The organism is Amycolatopsis sp. NPDC059021 (assembly GCF_042739895.1).
GTDB lineage: Bacteria > Actinomycetota > Actinomycetes > Mycobacteriales > Pseudonocardiaceae > Amycolatopsis.
Genome location: NZ_JBHYIQ010000041.1, coordinates 60,192 through 80,092, shown reverse-complemented (window position 1 = coordinate 80,092; position 19,901 = coordinate 60,192). Strand labels below are relative to the sequence as shown.

Annotated in this window: 14 protein-coding genes; 12 read left to right on the top strand and 2 right to left on the bottom strand. The window is 69.5% G+C overall.

The features are described from left to right. Positions 1 to 550: 550 nt before the first annotated feature. The 12 genes from ACFWX1_RS24045 to ACFWX1_RS23990 all read left to right on the top strand — a co-directional run bounded on the left by ACFWX1_RS24045 (position 551) and on the right by ACFWX1_RS23990 (position 17,738). Positions 551 to 1,867 (top strand): nucleotide sugar dehydrogenase, encoded by a 1,317-nt coding sequence (locus tag ACFWX1_RS24045; protein ID WP_378390786.1) that lies wholly within the window; start codon positions 551 to 553, stop codon positions 1,865 to 1,867. After that, positions 1,857 to 3,047, top strand: a complete 1,191-nt coding sequence (locus tag ACFWX1_RS24040) for a glycosyltransferase family 4 protein (RefSeq protein ID WP_378390784.1) — start codon at positions 1,857 to 1,859, stop codon at positions 3,045 to 3,047. Before ACFWX1_RS24045 ends, ACFWX1_RS24040 begins: the two co-directional genes overlap by 11 nt. A gap of 159 nt (positions 3,048 to 3,206) precedes the next feature. Beyond that, entirely contained in the window at positions 3,207 to 4,565 is a 1,359-nt protein-coding gene (locus ACFWX1_RS24035) for an exopolysaccharide biosynthesis protein (protein ID WP_378390783.1), read from the top strand. After that, complete coding sequence (locus tag ACFWX1_RS24030; RefSeq protein ID WP_378390781.1) at positions 4,562 to 6,259, top strand: Wzz/FepE/Etk N-terminal domain-containing protein; 1,698 nt, start codon at positions 4,562 to 4,564, stop codon at positions 6,257 to 6,259. Before ACFWX1_RS24035 ends, ACFWX1_RS24030 begins: the two co-directional genes overlap by 4 nt. 57 nt (positions 6,260 to 6,316) lie before the next feature. Continuing rightward, complete coding sequence (gene asnB, locus ACFWX1_RS24025; RefSeq protein ID WP_378390779.1) at positions 6,317 to 8,242, top strand: asparagine synthase (glutamine-hydrolyzing); 1,926 nt, start codon at positions 6,317 to 6,319, stop codon at positions 8,240 to 8,242. A gap of 1 nt (position 8,243) precedes the next feature. Beyond that, entirely contained in the window at positions 8,244 to 10,424 is a 2,181-nt protein-coding gene (locus ACFWX1_RS24020; protein ID WP_378390777.1) for a bi-domain-containing oxidoreductase, read from the top strand. Next, on the top strand, positions 10,424 to 12,352 hold the full coding sequence (locus ACFWX1_RS24015) for an alginate lyase family protein (protein ID WP_378390776.1): 1,929 nt from the start codon (positions 10,424 to 10,426) through the stop codon (positions 12,350 to 12,352). The genes ACFWX1_RS24020 and ACFWX1_RS24015 overlap by 1 nt, the downstream gene beginning before the upstream one ends. A gap of 58 nt (positions 12,353 to 12,410) precedes the next feature. Then, on the top strand, positions 12,411 to 13,901 hold the full coding sequence (locus tag ACFWX1_RS24010; RefSeq protein ID WP_378390796.1) for a right-handed parallel beta-helix repeat-containing protein: 1,491 nt from the start codon (positions 12,411 to 12,413) through the stop codon (positions 13,899 to 13,901). 43 nt (positions 13,902 to 13,944) lie between these two features. Continuing rightward, entirely contained in the window at positions 13,945 to 15,153 is a 1,209-nt protein-coding gene (locus tag ACFWX1_RS24005; RefSeq protein ID WP_378390794.1) for an O-antigen ligase family protein, read from the top strand. Then, entirely contained in the window at positions 15,150 to 16,367 is a 1,218-nt protein-coding gene (locus ACFWX1_RS24000) for a glycosyltransferase family 4 protein (RefSeq protein WP_378390774.1), read from the top strand. Before ACFWX1_RS24005 ends, ACFWX1_RS24000 begins: the two co-directional genes overlap by 4 nt. A gap of 107 nt (positions 16,368 to 16,474) precedes the next feature. Further along, positions 16,475 to 17,044, top strand: coding sequence for a phosphatase PAP2 family protein (locus ACFWX1_RS23995; RefSeq protein ID WP_378390772.1), 570 nt, complete (start codon positions 16,475 to 16,477; stop codon positions 17,042 to 17,044). 73 nt (positions 17,045 to 17,117) lie between these two features. After that, positions 17,118 to 17,738, top strand: coding sequence for a hypothetical protein (locus tag ACFWX1_RS23990; RefSeq protein ID WP_378390770.1), 621 nt, complete (start codon positions 17,118 to 17,120; stop codon positions 17,736 to 17,738). A gap of 130 nt (positions 17,739 to 17,868) precedes the next feature. Here ACFWX1_RS23990 and ACFWX1_RS23985 read toward each other — a convergent pair whose 3' ends face one another. Beyond that, a complete protein-coding gene (locus tag ACFWX1_RS23985) occupies positions 17,869 to 18,093 on the bottom strand; it encodes a PASTA domain-containing protein (RefSeq protein WP_378323536.1) in 225 nt (74 codons plus the stop codon). A gap of 183 nt (positions 18,094 to 18,276) precedes the next feature. Next, positions 18,277 to 19,743 carry a right-handed parallel beta-helix repeat-containing protein gene (locus ACFWX1_RS23980; protein WP_378390769.1) on the bottom strand — a complete coding sequence of 489 codons (1,467 nt, stop codon included), beginning with the start codon at positions 19,741 to 19,743 and terminating at the stop codon, positions 18,277 to 18,279. Positions 19,744 to 19,901: the final 158 nt, after the last annotated feature.

The window sequence follows — 19,901 nt, the reverse complement described above, 5'->3', positions numbered from 1 at the left end:
ACTCCTTACCGGCGCTCAGTGCCGGTAAGGAGTCCTTCACGGCCAATTAGTCCACAAAGGACTCTATGGACGGGGCGCTGAGCCTCGCGTCGAGGCGTACGAACGCCTGCGGCTCCAGGGGCAACGCATCATTCGGGACAACCCGCGGAGCCAGGGTTCTTCCGATTACGCCCGCGGCGCGCAACCCACCACTCGTCAGGCAAGATATCCACAGCCATTCGTGATTGTGGACAACTTCCCTCCCCGGATGGCTTTTCGCGGGTTTTGTCGTACCCGGGCGATAGAATGTTGCAGGGACGCCCCCCAAGGGAAGGGTGGGGGAGGGGGTTAGGCCGGGGCGCGGTTGCGCGGGTGCCGGGGCGGTCGATCATCGGGGGTCGCGGCGCCGGAGGGTTCCGTTGTGCGCCAAGGATAGTGGGCCGGGCAGACGCGGGGAGAGTCAAGGAAGCGTAACGACACGCACCGTCGCCGAATCGACGCGGGAAAAGCGGTAACGAACCGCGCGCGGGTACCGACCAAGGGTGCAGCGAATCCGGCTGGAGGGTGTGTCGTGAAGATCAGCGTCTTCGGGCTGGGCTACGTGGGCTGCGTGTCCGCCGCGTGCCTCGCCGGTCGTGGTCATCAGGTCGTCGGGGTGGACGTCAACCCGATCAAAATCGATCTCGTCACCCGGGGCAAGGCGCCGGTGGTCGAGGAACGCATCGGCGAGCTGACCGCGGAGGTCGTGGCGTCCGGGGCGCTGCGCGCCACCACGGACGTCGCCGAGGCCGTCGCGGCCAGCGAGATCTCGCTCGTCTGCGTCGGTACGCCGTCGGCGCCCAACGGCAGCCTTTCCACCGCGTACCTCGAACGCGTCGCGGAGGAGATCGGCCGGGCGCTGAGTACCAAGGAAGGCCGCCACACGGTCGTCTTCCGCAGCACCATGCTGCCCGGAACCTGCCTCGACCTGCTGGTTCCCATTCTGGAAAAGGCCTCCGGCGGCACCGCCGGGGTCGATTTCGGGGTCGCGGTGAACCCGGAGTTCCTGCGCGAGGGCAGCAGCGTCCGCGACTTCTTCGACCCGCCGAAGACCGTCATCGGCGAGTTCGACAAGCAGAGCGGCGACGCCGTCGCGAAGCTCTACGAAGGCCTGCCCGGTGACGTCTTCCGCGTGCCGATCCCGGTCGCCGAGATGACCAAGTACGCCGACAACGCCTTCCACGGCTTGAAGATCGGCTTCGCGAACGAACTCGGCGCCGTCTGCCGCGCGCTCGGGCTCGACTCGCACCAGGTCATCGACGTCTTCCTCGCCGACCGCAAGCTCAACATCAGCCCGGCCTACCTGAGACCCGGGTTCGCGTTCGGCGGCTCGTGCCTGCCGAAGGACCTGCGCGGCCTGGTCTACGCCGCGCACCGCGCCGACGTGTCGGTGCCCATCCTCGCGCACGTGCTCCCGTCGAACGAGGAGCACCTGCAGCGCGCGTTCGACCTCGTCGCCCGCACCGGGAAACGCAAGATCGGCCTGTTCGGGCTGTCGTTCAAGCCCGGCACGGACGATCTGCGCGAGAGCCCGCTCGTCGAGCTGGCCGAACGGCTGCTCGGCAAGGGCTACGACCTCAAGATCTACGACGCCAACGTCAGCCTGTCCCGGCTGATGGGCGCCAACCGCGAGTACATCGAGAGCAGGCTCCCGCACCTCGGCCAGCTGCTCGCGGGCTCCATCGGCGAAGTCCTCGCCCACGCCGACGTGTGCCTCGTCGGCAGCTCCGACGCCGCGGTCACCGCCGCGCTCCCGCACGGCGGCGACCAGGTGCTCATCGATCTCGTCCGCCTCCCCGACGCCGCCACGCGCCGGAACGAAAAGGGATACGTCGGCCTTGCCTGGTAAAAGCGGTAGAAGAGCCCTGATCCTCGTCGAGAATCTTTCGGTCCCGTTCGACCGCCGCGTCTGGCAGGAGAGCACGACCCTGCGCGACGCGGGATGGGAGGTGCACGTCATCTGCCCGCAGGGCACCAAGCGGGACACCGAGGCGTACGCGGAGATCGACGGCGTCCACATCCACCGGTACCCGCTCAAGGCCGCGACCGGCGGCCCCGCCGGGTACCTGCAGGAGTACGGATCCGCGCTGTGGCACACCTTCCGGCTCGCGCGCCGGATCGGCCGGGTCGACGTCGTGCACGCCTGCAACCCGCCGGACCTGCTCTTCCTCGTCGCGCTGCTGCTCAAGCGCCGTGGCGCGCGGTTCATCTTCGATCAGCACGATCTATGCCCCGAGCTGTACCTGTCCCGCTTCGACCGCGGCGAGGACTTCCTCTATCGCGGCGTCTGCGCGCTCGAACGTGCCACTTACCGCGCCGCCGACGTCGTGATCTCGACCAACGAGAGCTACCGCGACGCCGCGCTGACCCGCGGGAAGAAGTCCCCCGACGACGTCTTCGTGGTGCGCAGCGCGCCGGTGATCGACCGCTTCCAGCAGGTCCCCGCCGAGCCCGGGCTCAAGCGCGGCAAGCCGCATCTGCTCTGCTACCTGGGCGTCATGGGCCCGCAGGACGGCGTCGACTACGCCCTGCGCGCGCTCGCCGCGCTGCGTGACGAGTGCGGCCGTGACGACTGGCACGCCGCGTTCGTCGGCTCCGGCGACACCTTCGACGAGATGGTCGCCCTGTCGAAACAGCTGGGGCTGGCCGACCGGGTCGAGTTCACCGGCCGCATCCCGGACGCCGATCTGGTGCGCTACCTGTCGGCCGCCGACGTCTGCCTCGCGCCCGACCCGCTGAACCCGCTCAACGACGTGTCGACGATGAACAAGATCATGGAGTACATGGCCATGAGCCGCCCGATCGTCTCGTTCGACCTGCGGGAAGCGCGGGTTTCGGCGGGGGACGCGGCGCTCTACGCGCCCGCCAACGACGTCGGCGAGTTCGCGAAGCTCATCGCGAAGCTGCTCGACGATCCCGCCGAGCGTGAGCGCATGGGCGAGCTGGGCAAGGAACGCGTCGACGGGCCGCTTTCGTGGGACAACTCCCGCACCGCGTTGCTCGCCGCCTACGAGCGCGCCACCTCCTGAGCGCCGAGTACAAAACTTTGAACAAAACTCCGGCGTAGCTGTAACCAATGCCGTGAACGCGACGACGGGTGGGATGAAAGCCGCACTTCCAGCGGCGACAAGCCTTTACCAAGGTCGGATTGGTATCTACTGGCACTGGGACGAGGGGAGACCCCTGCGTTGCGTGACGATACGGTGCGCCTGTCCATGGTCGGACAGGTTCTCCGCAGGCGTTGGCGGCTCCTCGCTGTCCTCGTCGTGGTGGGGGGCCTGGCCGGCGCCGGCGCTTCCCTGCTGTTCTCCCCCGGCTACAAGACCAGCGCGAGCGTGCTGATGCAGGGGCCCCGGCAGGCCGACGAACTGCTGACCCAGGCCCAGGTCGCGACCAGCTCCGTGGTGCTCGACCGGTCCGCCGCCAACCTCGGCTGGCACGTCTCCTCCGACGACCTCCGCAAGCGGATCACCGCCTCGGCCGCCCAGGGCAACGTGGTGACCCTGGAAGTCTCCGGGGCCACCGCCGACGAGGCGAAACAGCTCGCCGACCAGGTCGCGGACCAGTTCGTGAAGTACTCGACCCAGCTGCTGGCCAACAGCATGGACCCCGCCGGGCAACTCGCGCGGGAACAGCGAGAAACCTTGCGCCAGCAGGTCGTGCAGACCAACCAGAAGATCTCCGACCTGCAGCGTTCGGTCGAGGGCAAGGACCTGACCGTGGAAAGCGTCCAGGCCCGCACCCAGCTCGAAGGGCTGCGGACGTCGCTGGAACAGGCGATCAACAACCTCAACCAGGCCGACGCCGCGACCGGGCAGGGCAACATGGTCGTCATGGGCCCCGCCGCGCGGCCCAGCGCCGCGGCGGCGCCGACCATGGTCCAGTTCGTCGCGGGCGGCGCCGTGTTGTTCTTCCTCGTCGGAGTCCTCGGCCACCTCTTCGCCGCGCGCGCCGACCGGAGGCTCCGGAGCGAGACGGAAATCGCCGCCGCTCTCGGCGCCCCGGTCCTTTCCGCGATCGACGTCCCCGACGCCGCCGCCCCGGCCGCAGCCACCGGGCTCGCCGGCAAACTGCGCCGCGCGGTGGGCGGCGACCGGCCGTGGCACGTCCCGCGGCTCGAAATCCCGGCGGACGACCTCAACCGCGACGTCCGCTACCGGCGTGTCCTGACCCGGCTCGGGCTGACCCACGGCACCCGCGAGCGGATTCTCGTGCTCACCGCGGACGACGACGGGCCCGCGGCGGGCGCCGCCGAACAGCTCGGCGTCGCGGCCGACGCCGAGGCCGTCCCGCGGTCGGCGATGGAGCGTGCCGAGATCGCCGCTTCGCGCCCGATCGTCCCGGACGGTGGCGGCGTGACGGGCGTGCTCGTCGTGCTCGGCGCGGGTTCGCGGACCGCGTGGGAACTGGTCGGGATCGCCGAGGCCTGCGCGGACGCCGGGCACGAGATCTTCGGCGCGCTGCTGGTCCATCCGGTGCGGCCCGGCGTGGCGCCCTCGAAGAGCCAGGACACCACCCGGCGCGACGCGATGGCGGGGTCGGCGTGACTACCCGGCCATCCTCCTCCCAGCCGCTGCTCGACCTGCCGCGGCTGATCGCCTCGGTCCGCAGAGGACGGCGGCTGTGGCTTTCCCTCGCCCTGCTCGGCCTCGTCGTCGGTGGCGCGCTCGCGGTCGTCCTGCCCTCGTCGCCGACCGCGGTCACGAAGATCATCGTGCTGCACAAGGACGATTCCCCGACCGACAGCGGGACGCTGATCCGCACCGACGTCGCCCTCCTGCAGACGACGCAGATCGCCGGCGCCGCGCTGAAAGCCGTCAACAGCACGCAGAAACCGGAAGACTTCCTGAAGGACTACCAGGGTCTCGGCCTGACGAACAACGTCCTGCAGGTGACGGTCAAGGGCACCAGTGCGGCCGACGCGACAGCGCGCGCGAAGGCACTCGCCGACGCGTTCATCGCCGATCACGCGCAGCGCAACCAGGCCGCCGCGTCCGCGCAGGCCAAGGCGCTGTCCGATCAGCGCAACCAGATCCAGGCCCAGCTCGCCGACGTCGACGCGCAGATCGCGGAGAAGGAGAAGACGAACGCCAGGGGCCGGACAGCAGGCAACGCGACGGAACTCGAAACGCTGTACGGCAGGCGGGCCGCGCTCACCGCGCAGATCTCCGACTTCGAGCAACGCGCCCAGCAGGCCGGGATCGGCACTCCGCAGATCGCCGCCGGCACGCAGATCATCGAGACACCGCGGGTCCTGCCGCGCTCGCTGCTCAAGACCGGCGCGCTCAACAGCGGCATCGGTCTCGCGCTGGGCCTGGCGCTGGGACTCGCCCTCGCGCTCGTCACCGGCGTCGTGCGGGACAGGCCGGTGCTGCGCCGCGAGATCTCCGAACATCTCGGCGCGTCGGTCATCGCGCAGCTCTCCTCGCCGCCACGCGGGCCCGCGAGATTCTGGCGACGTTCGCGCGGGGTCACCGACCGCAAGAGGATCGCGACGACGCTTGTCCGCGCGATCCGCTCCGACGCCGGATCCGTGTCGCTGCTGGAACTCGGCTGCCCGAAGGTCACCGCCGCGCTCGCCCTCGACATGGCGGCGGAACTCGACGAACCGGTCGCGCTCGTCGACGATCTGCCGGGCGGAGAGCTGCGCACGCTCGCCGCCGCCTCGGGCAGCGACGCCAGGCTCGTGGCCGTCGACGCCCCACCGGCCGAGCCCGAGGAACGCCGGATCGGCGTCGGCTCGGTGTCGCCAGGGGTGGCGTGGACCGACCTGGACGCGCTCGGCGAGGAGACCGTGCTCGTCGTGCGGGCCGGGAAGGAAAGCACGCTGTGGCTGCACACCGTGGCACGGCAGCTCGCCGACCGGGCCATCCCGATCATCGGCGTCGTCGTGGTCGACCCCGATCCGCGCGACCGCACCGACGGTACGTTGTGGGACGGCCTGCACACCGCGCTGCGCGGTCGCGCGGCCGCGCAGCGCTCAACGGACCTGGACGTTCCCGAAACCACGCCGTCGGTCCCGGAACCGGCCGGCGACGGACGGAAGATCCCGGACTCCGAGGCGCCGACGAGGATTTTGGCGCCGGTCAAACCGGTGGCGAAACCCCAGCAGGGCAAGCAAATCCGCAACGGCGTGCCACGCAGGCCGACACCGTTGCTGCACGATCCCGCGCACAAGGGCGAACTGCCGGCCGACCATTTTTCGCCGGTCACCGGGGAGAAGAACGCGGAAGTCTCGTGACGACCGCGTCCAGCTCCATGACGTGCTGTTTCTTCGACTGAAAGGGACGCCACGCAGATGTGCGGCATCGCAGGCACCTACCTCTGGCCCGACGGCGGCCCGCTCACCCAGCGGCTCACGAAGTCGCTGGCCCACCGCGGCCCGGACGGAGCCGGGCACTACGAGCACGCCGCGGGCGCCGGGGAAGTCCACTTCGGACACCGGCGGCTGTCGATCATCGACCTGTCGGAGACCGGCGCGCAGCCGATGGTCGCCGACGGCCTCGCGCTGACCTACAACGGCGAGCTGTACAACGCGCCGGAGCTGCGCGCCGAACTGGAGGCTGCCGGGGTGCGCTTTCGCGGCACCTCGGACACCGAGGTGCTGCTGCAGGCGTGGCGGGTCTGGAACGTCGGATGCCTGCCGCGGCTGCGGGGCATGTTCGCGTTCGCGGTGTTCGACGAACGCTCCGGCGAACTCGTCCTGGCCCGCGACCAGCTCGGCATCAAGCCCCTGTTCCTGGTGCGCCGCGGCGGCGGGGTGGTGTTTTCCTCGGAGCTGAAGGCGCTCGCCTCCGAACTCGGTGGCTCGCTGCGCATCGACGAAGCCGCGCTCGTGGCCTCGCTGCTGTACTACTGGGTGCCGGACGGCCGCTGCGCGTTCCGGGAGGCCGAGAAACTCCCGCCCGGCAGCTGGCTGCGCTTCCACCCCGACGGGCACACCGAGCAGGGCAGTTTCTGGTCGCTGCGCGAGGTCGCGGCCGAAGGCGCCGAATACACCGGCGAGGTCGATCTGGACGCCGTTGTCGCCGAGTCGACAAGGAAACACCTGCTCGCGGACGTCCCGGTCGCGACGTTCCTCTCCGGTGGGCTCGATTCGAGCTATCTGACCGCGCTCGCCGCCCGCGAGCAACCGGGGATTTCGGCCTACACCATCGGTTTCCGTGCCGAGGACGCGAAGTTCGAGGCCATGCCGGACGATCTGCGCTACGCCCGGCAGGTCGCCGCGAAGTTCGGCGTCGACCTGCACGAGATCGAGATCGCGCCGCAGGTGCTGGACCTGCTGCCGCGGATGACCTATCACCTCGACGAGCCGATCGGCGATCCGGCGGCGATCAACACGTTCCTGATCTGCACCGCGGCACGGGAGGCCGGGGTCAAGGTCATGCTGTCCGGCATGGGCGCCGACGAGCTGTTCGCCGGCTACCGCAAGCATCTCGCGAACGTCCTGGCGCTGCGTTATCAGCAGGTGCCCGGCGCACTGCGCAAGCCGGTGCATTCCCTTGTGGACAGACTTCCGGTGGCGACGGCGAAGCGGGGCTTCCGCTCGGTGCGGTTCGCGAAGCGGTTCCTCTCGTTCGCCGAGCTCCCGGAGGAGACGGCGTTCCGGCGCAGCTACACGATGTACGACCGGGCCGAGCTGCTCGGTCTGCTCGACCCGGACCTTTCGTCCACTGTGGACGACGTGCTGACCGAGCACGCCGACACGTACAACGACAACGTCCTCGACGACTTCGTCAACCGGATGTGCCTCGCGGACTCCCGGCTGTTCCTGCCCGGCCTGAACCTGACCTACACCGACCGTTCCAGCATGGCGGCCTCGACCGAGGTGCGGGTGCCCTTTGTGGACGTCGAGGTCGTCAAGGCCGCGTTCCGCATCCCCGGTAACCGCAAGATCGTGGGACGGCAGGGGAAGATGGCGCTCAAGCAGGCGGCACTGTCCATTTTGCCCGGTGAGATCGTGCACCGGCCGAAGGGCCTGTTCAGCGCGCCGATCCGGGCGTGGATGAGCCGGGACCTCGCGCCGGTGGTGCGGGAGGTCGTGCACGACGGCGAGCTGGTCAAGTCCGGTTTCCTGCGGCGCGAGGCATTGCAGCGGCTCGTCGACGAGGACGCGGCCGGGCAGCAGGACCGGTCGAAACACCTCTGGCACGTACTGACTCTCGAATACTGGTACCGCGGCGCCACCGCCGCGGGCGCGGGCAGCAGCGGCAACAAGGAGTGACGTGAAACAGGTAGTGCAGAACTACAAGAGCGGTGAGCTGGCCCTTCTCGAGGTGGCCGCGCCGGCGTGCAAGGCGGGCGGGGTGCTCGTGCGGACGCTGTTCTCGCTGATCTCCACCGGCACCGAGATGATGAAGGTCTCCGAGGCGAGCCTTTCCCTGGTGGGCAAGGCCCGCGCCCGGCCGGACCAGGTCGCGAAGGTCGTGCAGAGCGTGGCCACCAACGGTCTCGCCGCCACCTACCGCAAGGCCATCAACAAGCTCGACTCCTACACCCCGCTCGGCTATTCGCTGTGTGGCGTGGTGGAGCAGGTCGGCGACGGTATCGAGGACGTCTCCGTCGGGGACCTCGTGGCCTGCGCGGGCAACGAGCAGGCGCTGCACGCCGAGCTGAACTGGGTGCCGAAGAACCTGTACAGCCGCGTTCCCACCGGGGTCGATCCGCGGCACGCCGCGTTCGGCACCGTCGGTTCGATCGCGATGCAGGGTGTCCGGCGCGGGGAACCGCAGCTCGGTGACGTCGCGCTGGTCATCGGGCTCGGACTGATCGGCCAGCTCGTCGTGCAACTGCTGACCGCGTCCGGTGTCCGCGTCATCGGCGTCGACCCGGACCCGGCCCGCTGCGAACTCGGCGAGAAGCTCGGCGCGCTGGCGTGCGGGAATCCGGCGTCCGAGCAGATCGAGGCCGCGGTCGCCGAAGTCACCGCGGGCCACGGCGTCGACCAGGTCTACCTGGCCGCGGGCGGCAGCACGAACGAGCCGGTCGAGCTGGCGGCGAAGCTCGCGCGCGACCGCGGCCGCATCGTCGACATCGGCAAGTGCAAGCTCGACCTGCCGTGGAACGCTTACTACGAAAAGGAACTCGAGGTCCGGTTCTCCCGCTCGTACGGCCCTGGCCGTTACGACCCGGAATACGAACTCCAGGGCCGCGACTACCCGATCGGCCAGGTGCGCTGGACGGAACGCCGCAATATCGAAAGCGTTCTCGACCTGATCGCCCGCAAGCGCATCGACGTCGAGCCGCTGATCTCGCACGTCGCGGACTTCTCGACCGCCGTCGAGACGTACCGCAAGCTCAACGACGGCGAGCTGAAAGCGGTGGCGGTGCTCTTCCGCTACCCGGACGCGCTGGCCGACGTCCATGTCCAGGAAGCCATTCTCACGGCGCCGCGGGTGGCTCCGGCTACCAAGGTCGCGAAGGCGCTTCCACTGGGGCAGCCGCTGCGGCTCGGGTTCATCGGCGCCGGGAACTACGCGTCCTCGATGCTCCTGCCGCATCTGGCCGAGATGACCGACGTCCAGCTCCGGCACGTCGCCACCACTTCGGCGCTTTCCGGGGCCAATGCCCAGCGCAAGTTCGGCTTCGCCGAGGCGTCCACCGAGGTCGACAAGGTGCTGGAGGACCCCTCGATCGACGCGGTGTTCGTTGTGACCCGGCACAGTTCGCACGCCGAGCTGACCCGCCGCGCGTTGCTCGCGGGCAAGGCCGTGTTCGTCGAGAAACCCCTTGCCCTGTCGGAAAAAGAGCTGACCACCGTGGTGGAGGCGATCGAGGAGTCGGGCAACGACCGGCTCCAGGTCGGGTTCAACCGCCGCTTCGCGCCGCTGCTGCTGGAAGCGCGTGGCCAGTTCGGCCCGCGGGTCGGCGCGGCTTCGGTGCGGTACCTCGTCAACGCCGGACGTCTCGAGCACAACAGCTGGTACAACCAGGTCGAGAGCGAGGGCTCGCGGTTCGCCGGCGAGGGCGGGCACTTCATCGACACGGTGAGCTGGCTGCTCGGCGATGACCCGGTCTCGGTGTACGCGTGCGCGACTCCGAGCGGTGCCGACCTCCAGATCCTCCTGCGTTACCCGGACGGGTCGACGGCTTCGATCAGCTACGCCACCAGCGGATCGAGCGGTTTCCCGAAGGAGACGCTCGACGTCGTCGCGGACGGGAAGGTCCTGAAGTTCGACGACTTCGTCCGCGCGTCGGTGTTCTCCCGCAAGAAGTGGGCCAGCTCGCGGATCCCGAAGGGCCGCGACAAGGGCCAGCGCGCCGAGCTGGAGGCGTTCGTCCGCGCGGTCCGGCGCGGTTCACCGATGCCGGTTTCGCTCGACTCGCTGATCACGACGACGCTCGCCACCCTCGCCGTGCAGCGCAGCCTCACCACCGGTCTTCCGGTGCGGATCGAGGGTTCGTGATGGATCCCGTCTGGTATCTGCGCCGGCTGTCCCGGATGGGACCGGCCGAGATCGCCGGGCGCGTCACCGACGTCGTCCGGAAGCGGCAGTGGCGTGAGCTGCCCGCCCAGTCCACGCCGTTGCCCCGGCGAAGATTCGCCGTGGTCCTCGATGACGACGTGCTCAAGGCTGTCGGCGACGAAGCTGTCACCCGGCTCGTCGCCACTGCTGACCGCCTCATGGAAGGTCATGGCGAGTACTTCGGCGTCGAGCGGAGCGACCTGGTCGCGCCGGAGTGGTCCCGCGACCCGAAGACCGGGCTCAGCGCACCGTCCGATGTGTACTCGTTCGATATCGATTACCGCAGCGAGGACACGGTAGGCGATATCAAGCAGATCTGGGAACCCTCACGGCATCAGCAGCTGACCGTGCTCGCCGCGGCGTTCGCGCTGACCGGCGAGGTGCGGTACGCCCGGCGCGTCGCCGAACAGCTGCGGTCGTGGTGGTCGGCCAATCCACCGATGCGCGGCGTGCACTGGGTGAGCGGGATCGAGCTGGGCATCCGGCTGCTGTCCTGGGTCTGGGTGCGCCGCCTGCTCGACGGCTGGCCCGGCGCGCGCGACCTGTTCGAGGACAATCCCGTGGCGCTGCGGCAGATCTGGTACCACCAGCGCTGGCTCGAGGACTTCCCGAGCCGGGGTTCCTCGGCGAACAACCACATCATCGCGGAGGCGGCCGGGCAACTCGCCGCGGCGAGCGCGTTCGCGTGGTTCCCGGAATCCCCCGGCTGGCGGGCGGACGCGCTGCGCTCGCTCGACGAACACCTGCGTGCCAACACCTTCGACTCCGGTCTCAACCGCGAGCTGGCCACCGAGTACCACGGCCTCGTCCTGGAACTGGGGCTGGCGGCGGCACTGGAGGCGCACGCCGCGGGCACCCACGTCCCGGATTCGACCTGGCTGGTGCTGCGGCGGATGTGCGATGCCCTGGCGTCCATTGTGGACGTCACGCTGAGCCCGCCGAGGCAGGGTGACGCCGACGACGGCTTCGGCCTGATCGTCGATGGTTTCGACGTCGGCCGCTGGGCTTCGTTGCTCGCGACCGGCAACGCGCTTTTCGGCCGTCGCGATTGGTGGCCGGAAGTGTCCGAAAAGGACGTACGCACCCCGCTGCTCGCCGCGCTCGGCCCGGTGCCACAGCCGATGTCCGCGCGGCCCGTGCGCCGCCCGGCACATCTCGCCGACGCCGGGATGACCATCCTGCGTTCGCGCGGCGAAACGGGGGAGATCTGGTGCCGGTGCGACGCCGGGCCGCACGGCTTCCTCTCGATCGCCGCGCACGCGCACGCCGACGCGCTCTCGGTGGAGGTCCGCCACGACGGCGTCGAGATCCTCGCCGACCCGGGAACGTACTGCTACCACGGCGAACCGCGATGGCGGTCGTACTTCCGGTCCACCCTCGGGCACAACACCCTGGAGCTGGACGGCGCCGATCAGTCCGCTTCGGGCGGTCCGTTCCTGTGGGTCCGGCACGCACACAGCACGGTTCTCGACGTGCACACCCCGGATAGCGGTCCGTCGCGGTGGAGTGCCGAGCACGACGGCTACCGCCCGGCGATTCACCGCCGCTCGGTGAGTCTCGACGGTGACGTGCTCACGATCCTCGACGAGGTCGACGGCTCCGAAGGTCACTGGGGCAGGCTCGCCTTCCATCTCGGCCCCGCGGTCGACGTCTCGCTCGACGGGCACACCGCCAGTCTGAAGTGGACACAAGGACGCACCGCGGTGCTGGAGCTTCCACCGGGGCTGGCGTGGACGGCGCACCGAGGTCAGGAGGATCCGCCGCTGGGCTGGTACTCGGCGGGCTTCGGCCGTCGTGAGCCCGCGACGACGTTGGTCGGCAGCGGTGGCGTCGGCAGCGTGACCACGAAACTGAGATTCGATCGATAGTCCACAGTCAACTGTCCACATCGGAGGGAGGTTCGCGGTGATCCGAACGAAAAGCCTGATGGCGCTGCTGGTCGTGGCCGCGCTGGTAGTGAGCGCGTGTTCCGGGAAGGACGGCGACGCCGCGAACCGGCCACCGTCGGCCGCGCCGTCCGGGCAGGTCGCGGCCGTGTGCGACAAGCTGCCGCCCGGACCGGCCACCGCACCGGAGGGCGCGGTGACGGTCGATCCGGCGGTCAAGGGCGACCTCCGGGAGAAGACCAAGGCCAATCCGGCGGGCACGACGTTCTGGCTGGCGCCGGGCACGCACCTGCTCGGTGACGACCGGTACAACCAGGTCGAGCCGAAGGACGGCGATGTCTACCTCGGCGCGCCGGGGGCCATTGTGGACGGTAAGAAGCGCAACAACTACGCGTTCACCGGCCACGCGAAGAACGTCAAGATCCAGAACCTGACCGTCCAGGGTTTCACCGCGCCGCGTGACGAGGGCGTGGTCAACCACGACTCCGGCGACGGCTGGGTGATCGAGCACAGCGCGATCCAGGACAACGACGGCGCCGGGCTGATGGCGGGCGACCGCCAGCAGGTCAGGGGCAACTGCCTGCGGCGCAACGGGCAGTACGGGATGAACGCGTTCGCCGAGGGCAACCGGATCACCGGGCTCGTCGTCGAGGGCAACGAGATCGCCGGGAACAACACCGGTGACTGGGAGAAACACGTCGACGGCTGCGGCTGCACCGGCGGCGTCAAGTTCTGGTCGGTCAACGGCGCCGACGTCCGCGGGAACTGGGTGCACGACAACCGCGGCACCGGCCTGTGGGCCGACACGAACAACAACGACTTCCTCATCGCGAGCAACGTCATCGAGGGCAACGACGGCGCCGCGATCTTCTACGAGATCAGCTACAACGCGGTCATCCGGGACAACACTATCCGCCGGAACAACTGGGTCGACGGCCGCAAGCGCGCGGACGGCGGCGACAACTTCCCGGCGGGCACGATCTACCTGTCCGAAGCGGGCGGCGACCCACGCGTGAAGGCCCGCACCGACAAGATCGACGTCTTCGGCAATGTGCTGCAGGACAACTGGTCCGGGGTGACGTTGTGGGAGAACGCCGACCGGTTCTGCAACAGCCCGGCGAACACGTCCACCGACTCCTGCACCCGCCTGGTCACCGACCGGGCCCAGTGCGCGGCCCCCGGAATCGGCAAAGCGCCGTTGCAGGCCGACTGCCGCTGGCGGACCCAGCGCGTCGACATCCACGACAACCGGTTCCTGCTCGATCCCGCCGTCATCGGGTGCTCGGTGACGTGCGGCCGGATGGCGTTGCTGTCGAACTACGGCACGTACCCGGAGTGGTCACCCTACAAGGGCGGCGCGGTGCAGGACGCGATCACGTTCAACCAGGGAAACCGCTGGTACCACAACACCTACAAGGGCCCGTGGACGTTCGTGGCGCATGAGCCCGGCCACATCGTCGAGTTCGGGGAGTGGCAGGGCGCGCCGTACCAGCAGGACAAGGAGAGCACGTTCAGCAGGGGTGGTGGCTGACGTGGCTGACACGACCGCGCGGCCGCTCACCTCGCCGTCCACTGTGGACACCGAGCGCCCGCCGAAGCTGGTCGGCGCCGCGTGGACGCTGCTGATCATCAACACCCTCGGCTCGACCGGCGCGCAGACGGTGATCCCGCTGCCGCGTTCGGTGAGCCAGCTCGTCACCATGGGCTCGCTGATGACGGCGTTCGTGCTGGCGCTGGTGCTCAACCCCCGCATCCGGATCCGGCCGAGCGCCTATCTGCTGCTGCTCACGTTCCTGCTGATCACCAGCATCGTGGCGAGCGTGGACCTGCAGTCGGGGCTCGGCGCGCTGTTCCGGTGCTTCCGGTTTTCCGTCTTCCTCGCGACCCTGTGGCTGCTGACGCGGTGGTGGGACGGTGGTGTCACGTTCGTCCGGCACCACATCCGCGCGTACGGGGCGATCCTCGTGACCGTCGCGATCGGGCTCGTCGTCGCGCCCGGCAAGGCTTTTCCGGACATCTACGGTGGCAGGCTCTCCGGTGCGGTGTGGCCGCTCACCCCGCCACAGGTCGGGCAGTACGCGGCCGTCATCGCCGGGCTGTCGCTGCTGCTGTGGCTCGGCCGCCGGACCGACCGCTGGAGCGCGCTGGCCGTCGTCGTCCCGTCGCTCGGCCTGCTGCTGCTGACCCACACCCGGACGGCGACGCTCGGCCTCGTCGTCGGGCTGGCGGTCGCGCTCGGTTCGCTGCTGCTGACCAGCTCCCGCGCGCGGAAGGTGTTCGTGTGGAGCGCGCTTGTGGTCGGGTTCGCGGCGGTGGCGCTGGCCTCGGCGTTGCAGACGTGGTTCCTGCGCGGGCAGAGCGCGGACAACTTCTCCAGCCTCACCGGCCGCGCGAAGGTGTGGGACGCCCTGCTGGACGCGCCGCGCTCGACGTTCGACTACGTCTTCGGCATCGGGCTGACCGACAAGTCCTACGCCGGCCTGCCGATCGACAGCAGCTGGCTGGCGGTCTACTACGAGCAGGGTTTTCTTGGCATCGGACTGGTCGCGGCGTTCCTGCTGGTCCTGGTGGTCGTCGCGGTGCTGCGGCCGCCGTCGCTGCAGCGTGCGTGCGCGATGTTCCTGATCGCGTACTGCCTGAGCGCGTCCTACACCGAGGCCGGCCTGGGGGACGCCTCGCCGTATCTGCTGCACCTGGCGGTCGCGGCGTCCCTGCTGGCCCGCGGTCCGGCGTCGGAGAGCGCTGAAACGAACTTCATTCCCGGGGGAGGGGCACGACGATGAAGGTGCTGGTGGTGCACAACCGCTACCGGTCCGAGCAGCCGAGTGGCGAGAACACCGTCGTCGACCAGGAGATGGCCTTGCTCGCCGAGGGCGGGCATCGGGTCGGGTTGTTCGAGCGCCGCAGCGACGACATCGCCTCGATGTCCTTGCCGCGCAAGGCCGCTGTCCCGCTGCTGGTCCCGTGGAACCCGGCGGCGCGGCGCGACCTGGTGACCCGGTTGCGGGTCGACCGCCCGGACGTCGTGCACCTGCACAACACGTTCCCGCTGCTCTCGCCGTCGGTCGTCGCCGCGTGCGCGGACGCGCGGGTGCCGGTGGTCGCGACGCTGCACAATTACACGATGGTCTGTCCACCCGGGACGCTCTACCGCGACGGGCACATCTGCACGGACTGCGTCGGCGGGTCGCCGCTGCCCGCCGTGCGGCACGGCTGCTACCGGGATTCCGCGATCGCGACGGCGCCGATGGCGGTGAGCATGGTCGCGAACCGGCGGCGCTGGTGGTCCGGCATCGACCGGTTCTTCTGCATCTCGGGTGCGCAACGCGCCACGCTGGTGGCGGCGGGAATGCCCGCCGAACGGCTCGTCGTGAAGCACAACTTCGTCCCCGATCCCGGTGTCCGCCGTTTCGGTGTGGGCTCCCACCTGCTGTTTCTGGGCCGGATCACCGCGGAGAAGGGCATCCTGACCCTGATGGCCGCGTGGGATCGCGTGGCGGCCTCCGGCGGTCTCGGGCTGCCGCTGGTCATCGCGGGCACCGGCCCGCTCTCGGACGACGTCGCCCGCTGGGCCGCGGGCCGGGACGACGTCCGGTACGTCGGCCTGCAGTCCAAAGAGGACTGCCGGGCGCTGACCGCGGACGCCGCCGCGGTGGTCGCGCCCTCGTCGTGGCTGGAGGCGTTCGGGCTGGTCGTGGTCGAGGCGATGGCCGCCGGCGTGCCGACGGTCGCGGCGGCTCACGGTGCCTTCACCGAGCTGGTCGATGATGGGGAGACGGGCCTGCTGCACCGCCCGGACGATCCGGCGTCGCTGGCGGAGTGCCTGCGGCGGATCGTCTCGGCGGACAACCGCGCGATGGGCGAAGCGGCGAGGCTGCGCTACGAAAAGGGCTTCACGCCGTCGGCCGGACTGGACCGGCTGATCGCCGGATACACCGACGTGATCGCCGCCCACGCCTCGTCCGGTGGTGCGGGCCGGGCGAGGAGCTTCCGCTGACCGACGTACGAGGCAACGCCCGGCGGGTATTCGACGCCGTCGCGTCCGCACCCGCGGCCTTGCCACCCCCGCTGCGTGCTCCGGCTCTCGCACTGGTGATTCTCGGCGTGCTCGTGGTTTTCGTGCTGGCCATGGTCTTCGCGGGCGAGACGTCCGTCGACGGCGTAGACGCGGCGATCCTGCCTTTGATCGACGGTGTTGCGCCGCCGCTGCGCTATGTGGCTCTGGTGTTCGACTTCGGCGGTGAACCGCTGGGCTCGCCGCTGCTGGTGGCGGCCGTGGTGGGCCTGTGCCTGTGGCGACGCCGGATGCGGCTCGCGGTGGTGACCGTCGCCGGGGTCGTCGTGACGGTCGGGGTGACCAGCGTGCTGAAACCCGTTGCCGGCCGGATGATCCACGGGCACTACCTGTCGTTCCCGAGCGGGCACACCGCCTTCGCGACCGCGTTGGCCGTAGTGATCGCGCTGCTCTTCGCCGAGCGGCTGAGCCGGGCCGCGGCCGTGGCGTTGCTCTTGGGGTTGGCGCTGGTCGCCGGGTTGTTGATGGGCTGGGCGCAGGTCGCGCTCGGGGCGCACTACCCGACGGATGCGCTCGGCGGCTTCTTCGCGGCACTCGCCGTCATGCTCGCGGTGGCCTGGTGCGTGGACCGCTTCCTGCCCCGTCGTCACGCTGGATGATCAAGCGGTAACCTTGAGCACCAAAATACGGCCTTTCGGCTCAGTATCTTGCGCCGAATGCTCAGGGGGAGACATGTCGGAGGAGACGAAGAGCGCTGTGCGCACCAACGTGTCCGGCAGTGCGGACACCGTCGTGCAGGTCGCGGAGCAGCATGGTGACACGAACATCCACCTGCCGCGGAAACCCGGATCGCCGTGGCTGATCGGCGCGATGCTCTTCGTGGTCATCGTGGCCGCGGCCGTCGTCGTTTATCTCGAACACGAGCGGCTGTCTGCCCGGTCAGCGCCGGAGTCGCAGACGCCTTCGGTCCAACCTCCGGCTGCGGGCGGGGTTCTCGACTGTGGTCCCACCGCGCAACCGATCTACAGCGGTTCCTATCGAGGCTGTGAGATCAAGAACGCGAACATGGGGCAGAAAACTCACGTCTCGGCCGATTGGGGCTCCGGGAGAAGGACACTGCTGGTGATCGGTCAGGGCTACCAGTTGTATGTCGCGGACAACGACGGGCCGTTCAGCACGCTGGGCAAGGTGGCCGCCTCGGGAGGCGGCGGCCTCTTCTTCACCTATACCGGGGACAACGCGGGCTATGTCCGGTTTCTTGCCACGGACTCGAAGCGTTACTGCCTCGACCTCACCGCGGCCCCCGCCGGCTCCGGAAAACCGGCGACGCGAGGCGACTGGTACGTCTGCTGACCGGCGATCGGCCGATCCGCGACGGGCGCCTCGGCTTGTCCTTTGTGGATTGATGGTCCGTGAAGGCCTCCTTACCGGCGCTCAGCGCCGGTAAGGAGGCCTTCACGGCATGGGGCGAAAGGATGAGGGCTCAGCGGTCCGTGTACTTCACCGCGGTCAGCGTGATCACCGTGTGCGGCGGGACCTTCGTGCCCGCCGGCGGATCCTGGCCCACCTGCACCCAGTTCCGGTCGTTGATCAGGGCCCGGCCCAGCCCCTTTCCGTCCACCTCGCGCAGGTTGTAGAGCCCGGCGGCCTGCATGGTGTCCTGCGCCTGCTGGTGGTTCATCCCGGAGACGTCGGGGACCGTGATCAACTTCGCCGCGGTGCTGCTGGTGGGAGAGCCTCCGGTCGGCGCCGAGGACGCGGGAGAACGCTGTTGCCCGGGTGCCCCACAGGCGGACAGCACAGCGACGAGAACCACCAACGGCACGGCTTTCCGAACTGTCGAAGACAACCGCATCCCCTCTCGCCGACATCCCCACGACCAGTGTGGCACTCAGGAGCCGGTGAAGGTACTCCCCGCGTCCTGCCCATACGGCGCGGCCTGCCAGCGCGCGGCGTCGAAGGTGCGCGATGTGTCGTGCGCGGTGAAGCGCCATGGGCCGGTGTAGGTGTTCGAGCGCCAGTGGTTGTCCTGCCCGAACGTGATCGCCTCTTGCACCGCTTCGCCGTGGTATGGCGACCAATCCGGGTACGTCCCGAAGTTCGCCAGCATCGCCATCCGCCCGCAGATTCCCACGGTACAACCGAGCTGCCCGGGATCGAAGCGGAACGTGTTCTCGTGCACCGAGACCCGCTGCGTCTTCCAGCGGCAGTCCGAGTATTTCGCGCCGGACGCGATTTCCGGTTGCGCGCACGACGGCGTCGGGCCGTTCGTCCGGGTGCAGTAGCCCGTCGAGGTGTTCGCGGGGCTGTTGCAGAAGCGGTCCGCGTTCTCCCACAGGGTGATCCCGGACCAGTTGTCCTCGAACGTGTTGCCCGTGATTTCGATGGACGACGTCCTGGCCCGCACGCGCGGCTCCCCGCCGGACTCCGAGAGATACACCGTCGCCGTCGGGAAGTTGTCGCCGCGATCGGCGAACCGGCGGCCCTGCACGACGCCGTTGCCGCGGAAGGTGTTGTCCCGCAGGATCAGGTTGTAGCTGGTCTCGTAGAACAGTCCCTCGGCCTCGTTCGCCTCGAACAGGTTGTCCTCGACGAGGAAGTCGTTGTTGTTCGTGTCCGCCCACAGGCCGGCGCCGTGGTTGTGGTGGATCCAGTTCCGCCGCACGTCGGCGCCGTCGACCACCCAGAACTTCGCGCCACCACTGCAGCCGCAGCCCGGGACCTTCGTTTCCCAGTCGCCGGTGTTGTTGCCGGTGATCTCGTTGTCCTCCAGCACGAGCCCGGTGATCCCGTCGCCCGCCTGATAGGCGTTCAGCCCGTACTGCCCGTTGTCCCGCAGGCACGTGTGCCGCACCTGCTGCCGCGCACCGGCCATCAGCCCGGCGCCGTCGTTCCGTTCGATCGTGGCGTTCTCGATCGTCCAGCCGTCACCGGAATCGTGGTTCACCACGCCCTGGTCCTGTGGCGCGGCGAAGCCCCGCACGGTGAGGTTGCGGATGACGACGTCGTGCGCGCGGCCGGTGAAGGCGAACTTGTTGACCCCGCGCCCGTCCAGCACCGCGCCGGGCGCGCCGAGGTAGACGTCGCCGTCCTTCGGGGTGACCTGGCCGAACTCGTCCTTGCCGAGAGTGTGCGTGCCCGGCGCGAGCCAGAACGTCGTCCCGGGCGGGGACGCCTTGGTTTTCGCGGTGAGGTCGGCGTCTACGCTCGCCTCGATGACGACGGCGCCACTGGGCGCCGACGGGTACGAGGCCGGCTGACGGTCACAGACCGGCGCACCGGGGGTGGCGGCCGCCAAGGCCGGGGAAAGACACGACATCAGCAGCGCGGACACCAGCAGCACACCCGATCTCGGCATACGGGTAACGGTACGTCCGACCGGGCGCCGCCGCTGTCACCCCGAAGTGTGGAGGGGGGGGGGGGGGGGGCGCGCCCCCCCACCAGAGAGCACACACGCTAAGCCCCCAAACCACCGGCCCCCCAACCCCCCCCCCCAAAACCCCCGCGGCCGCGGGG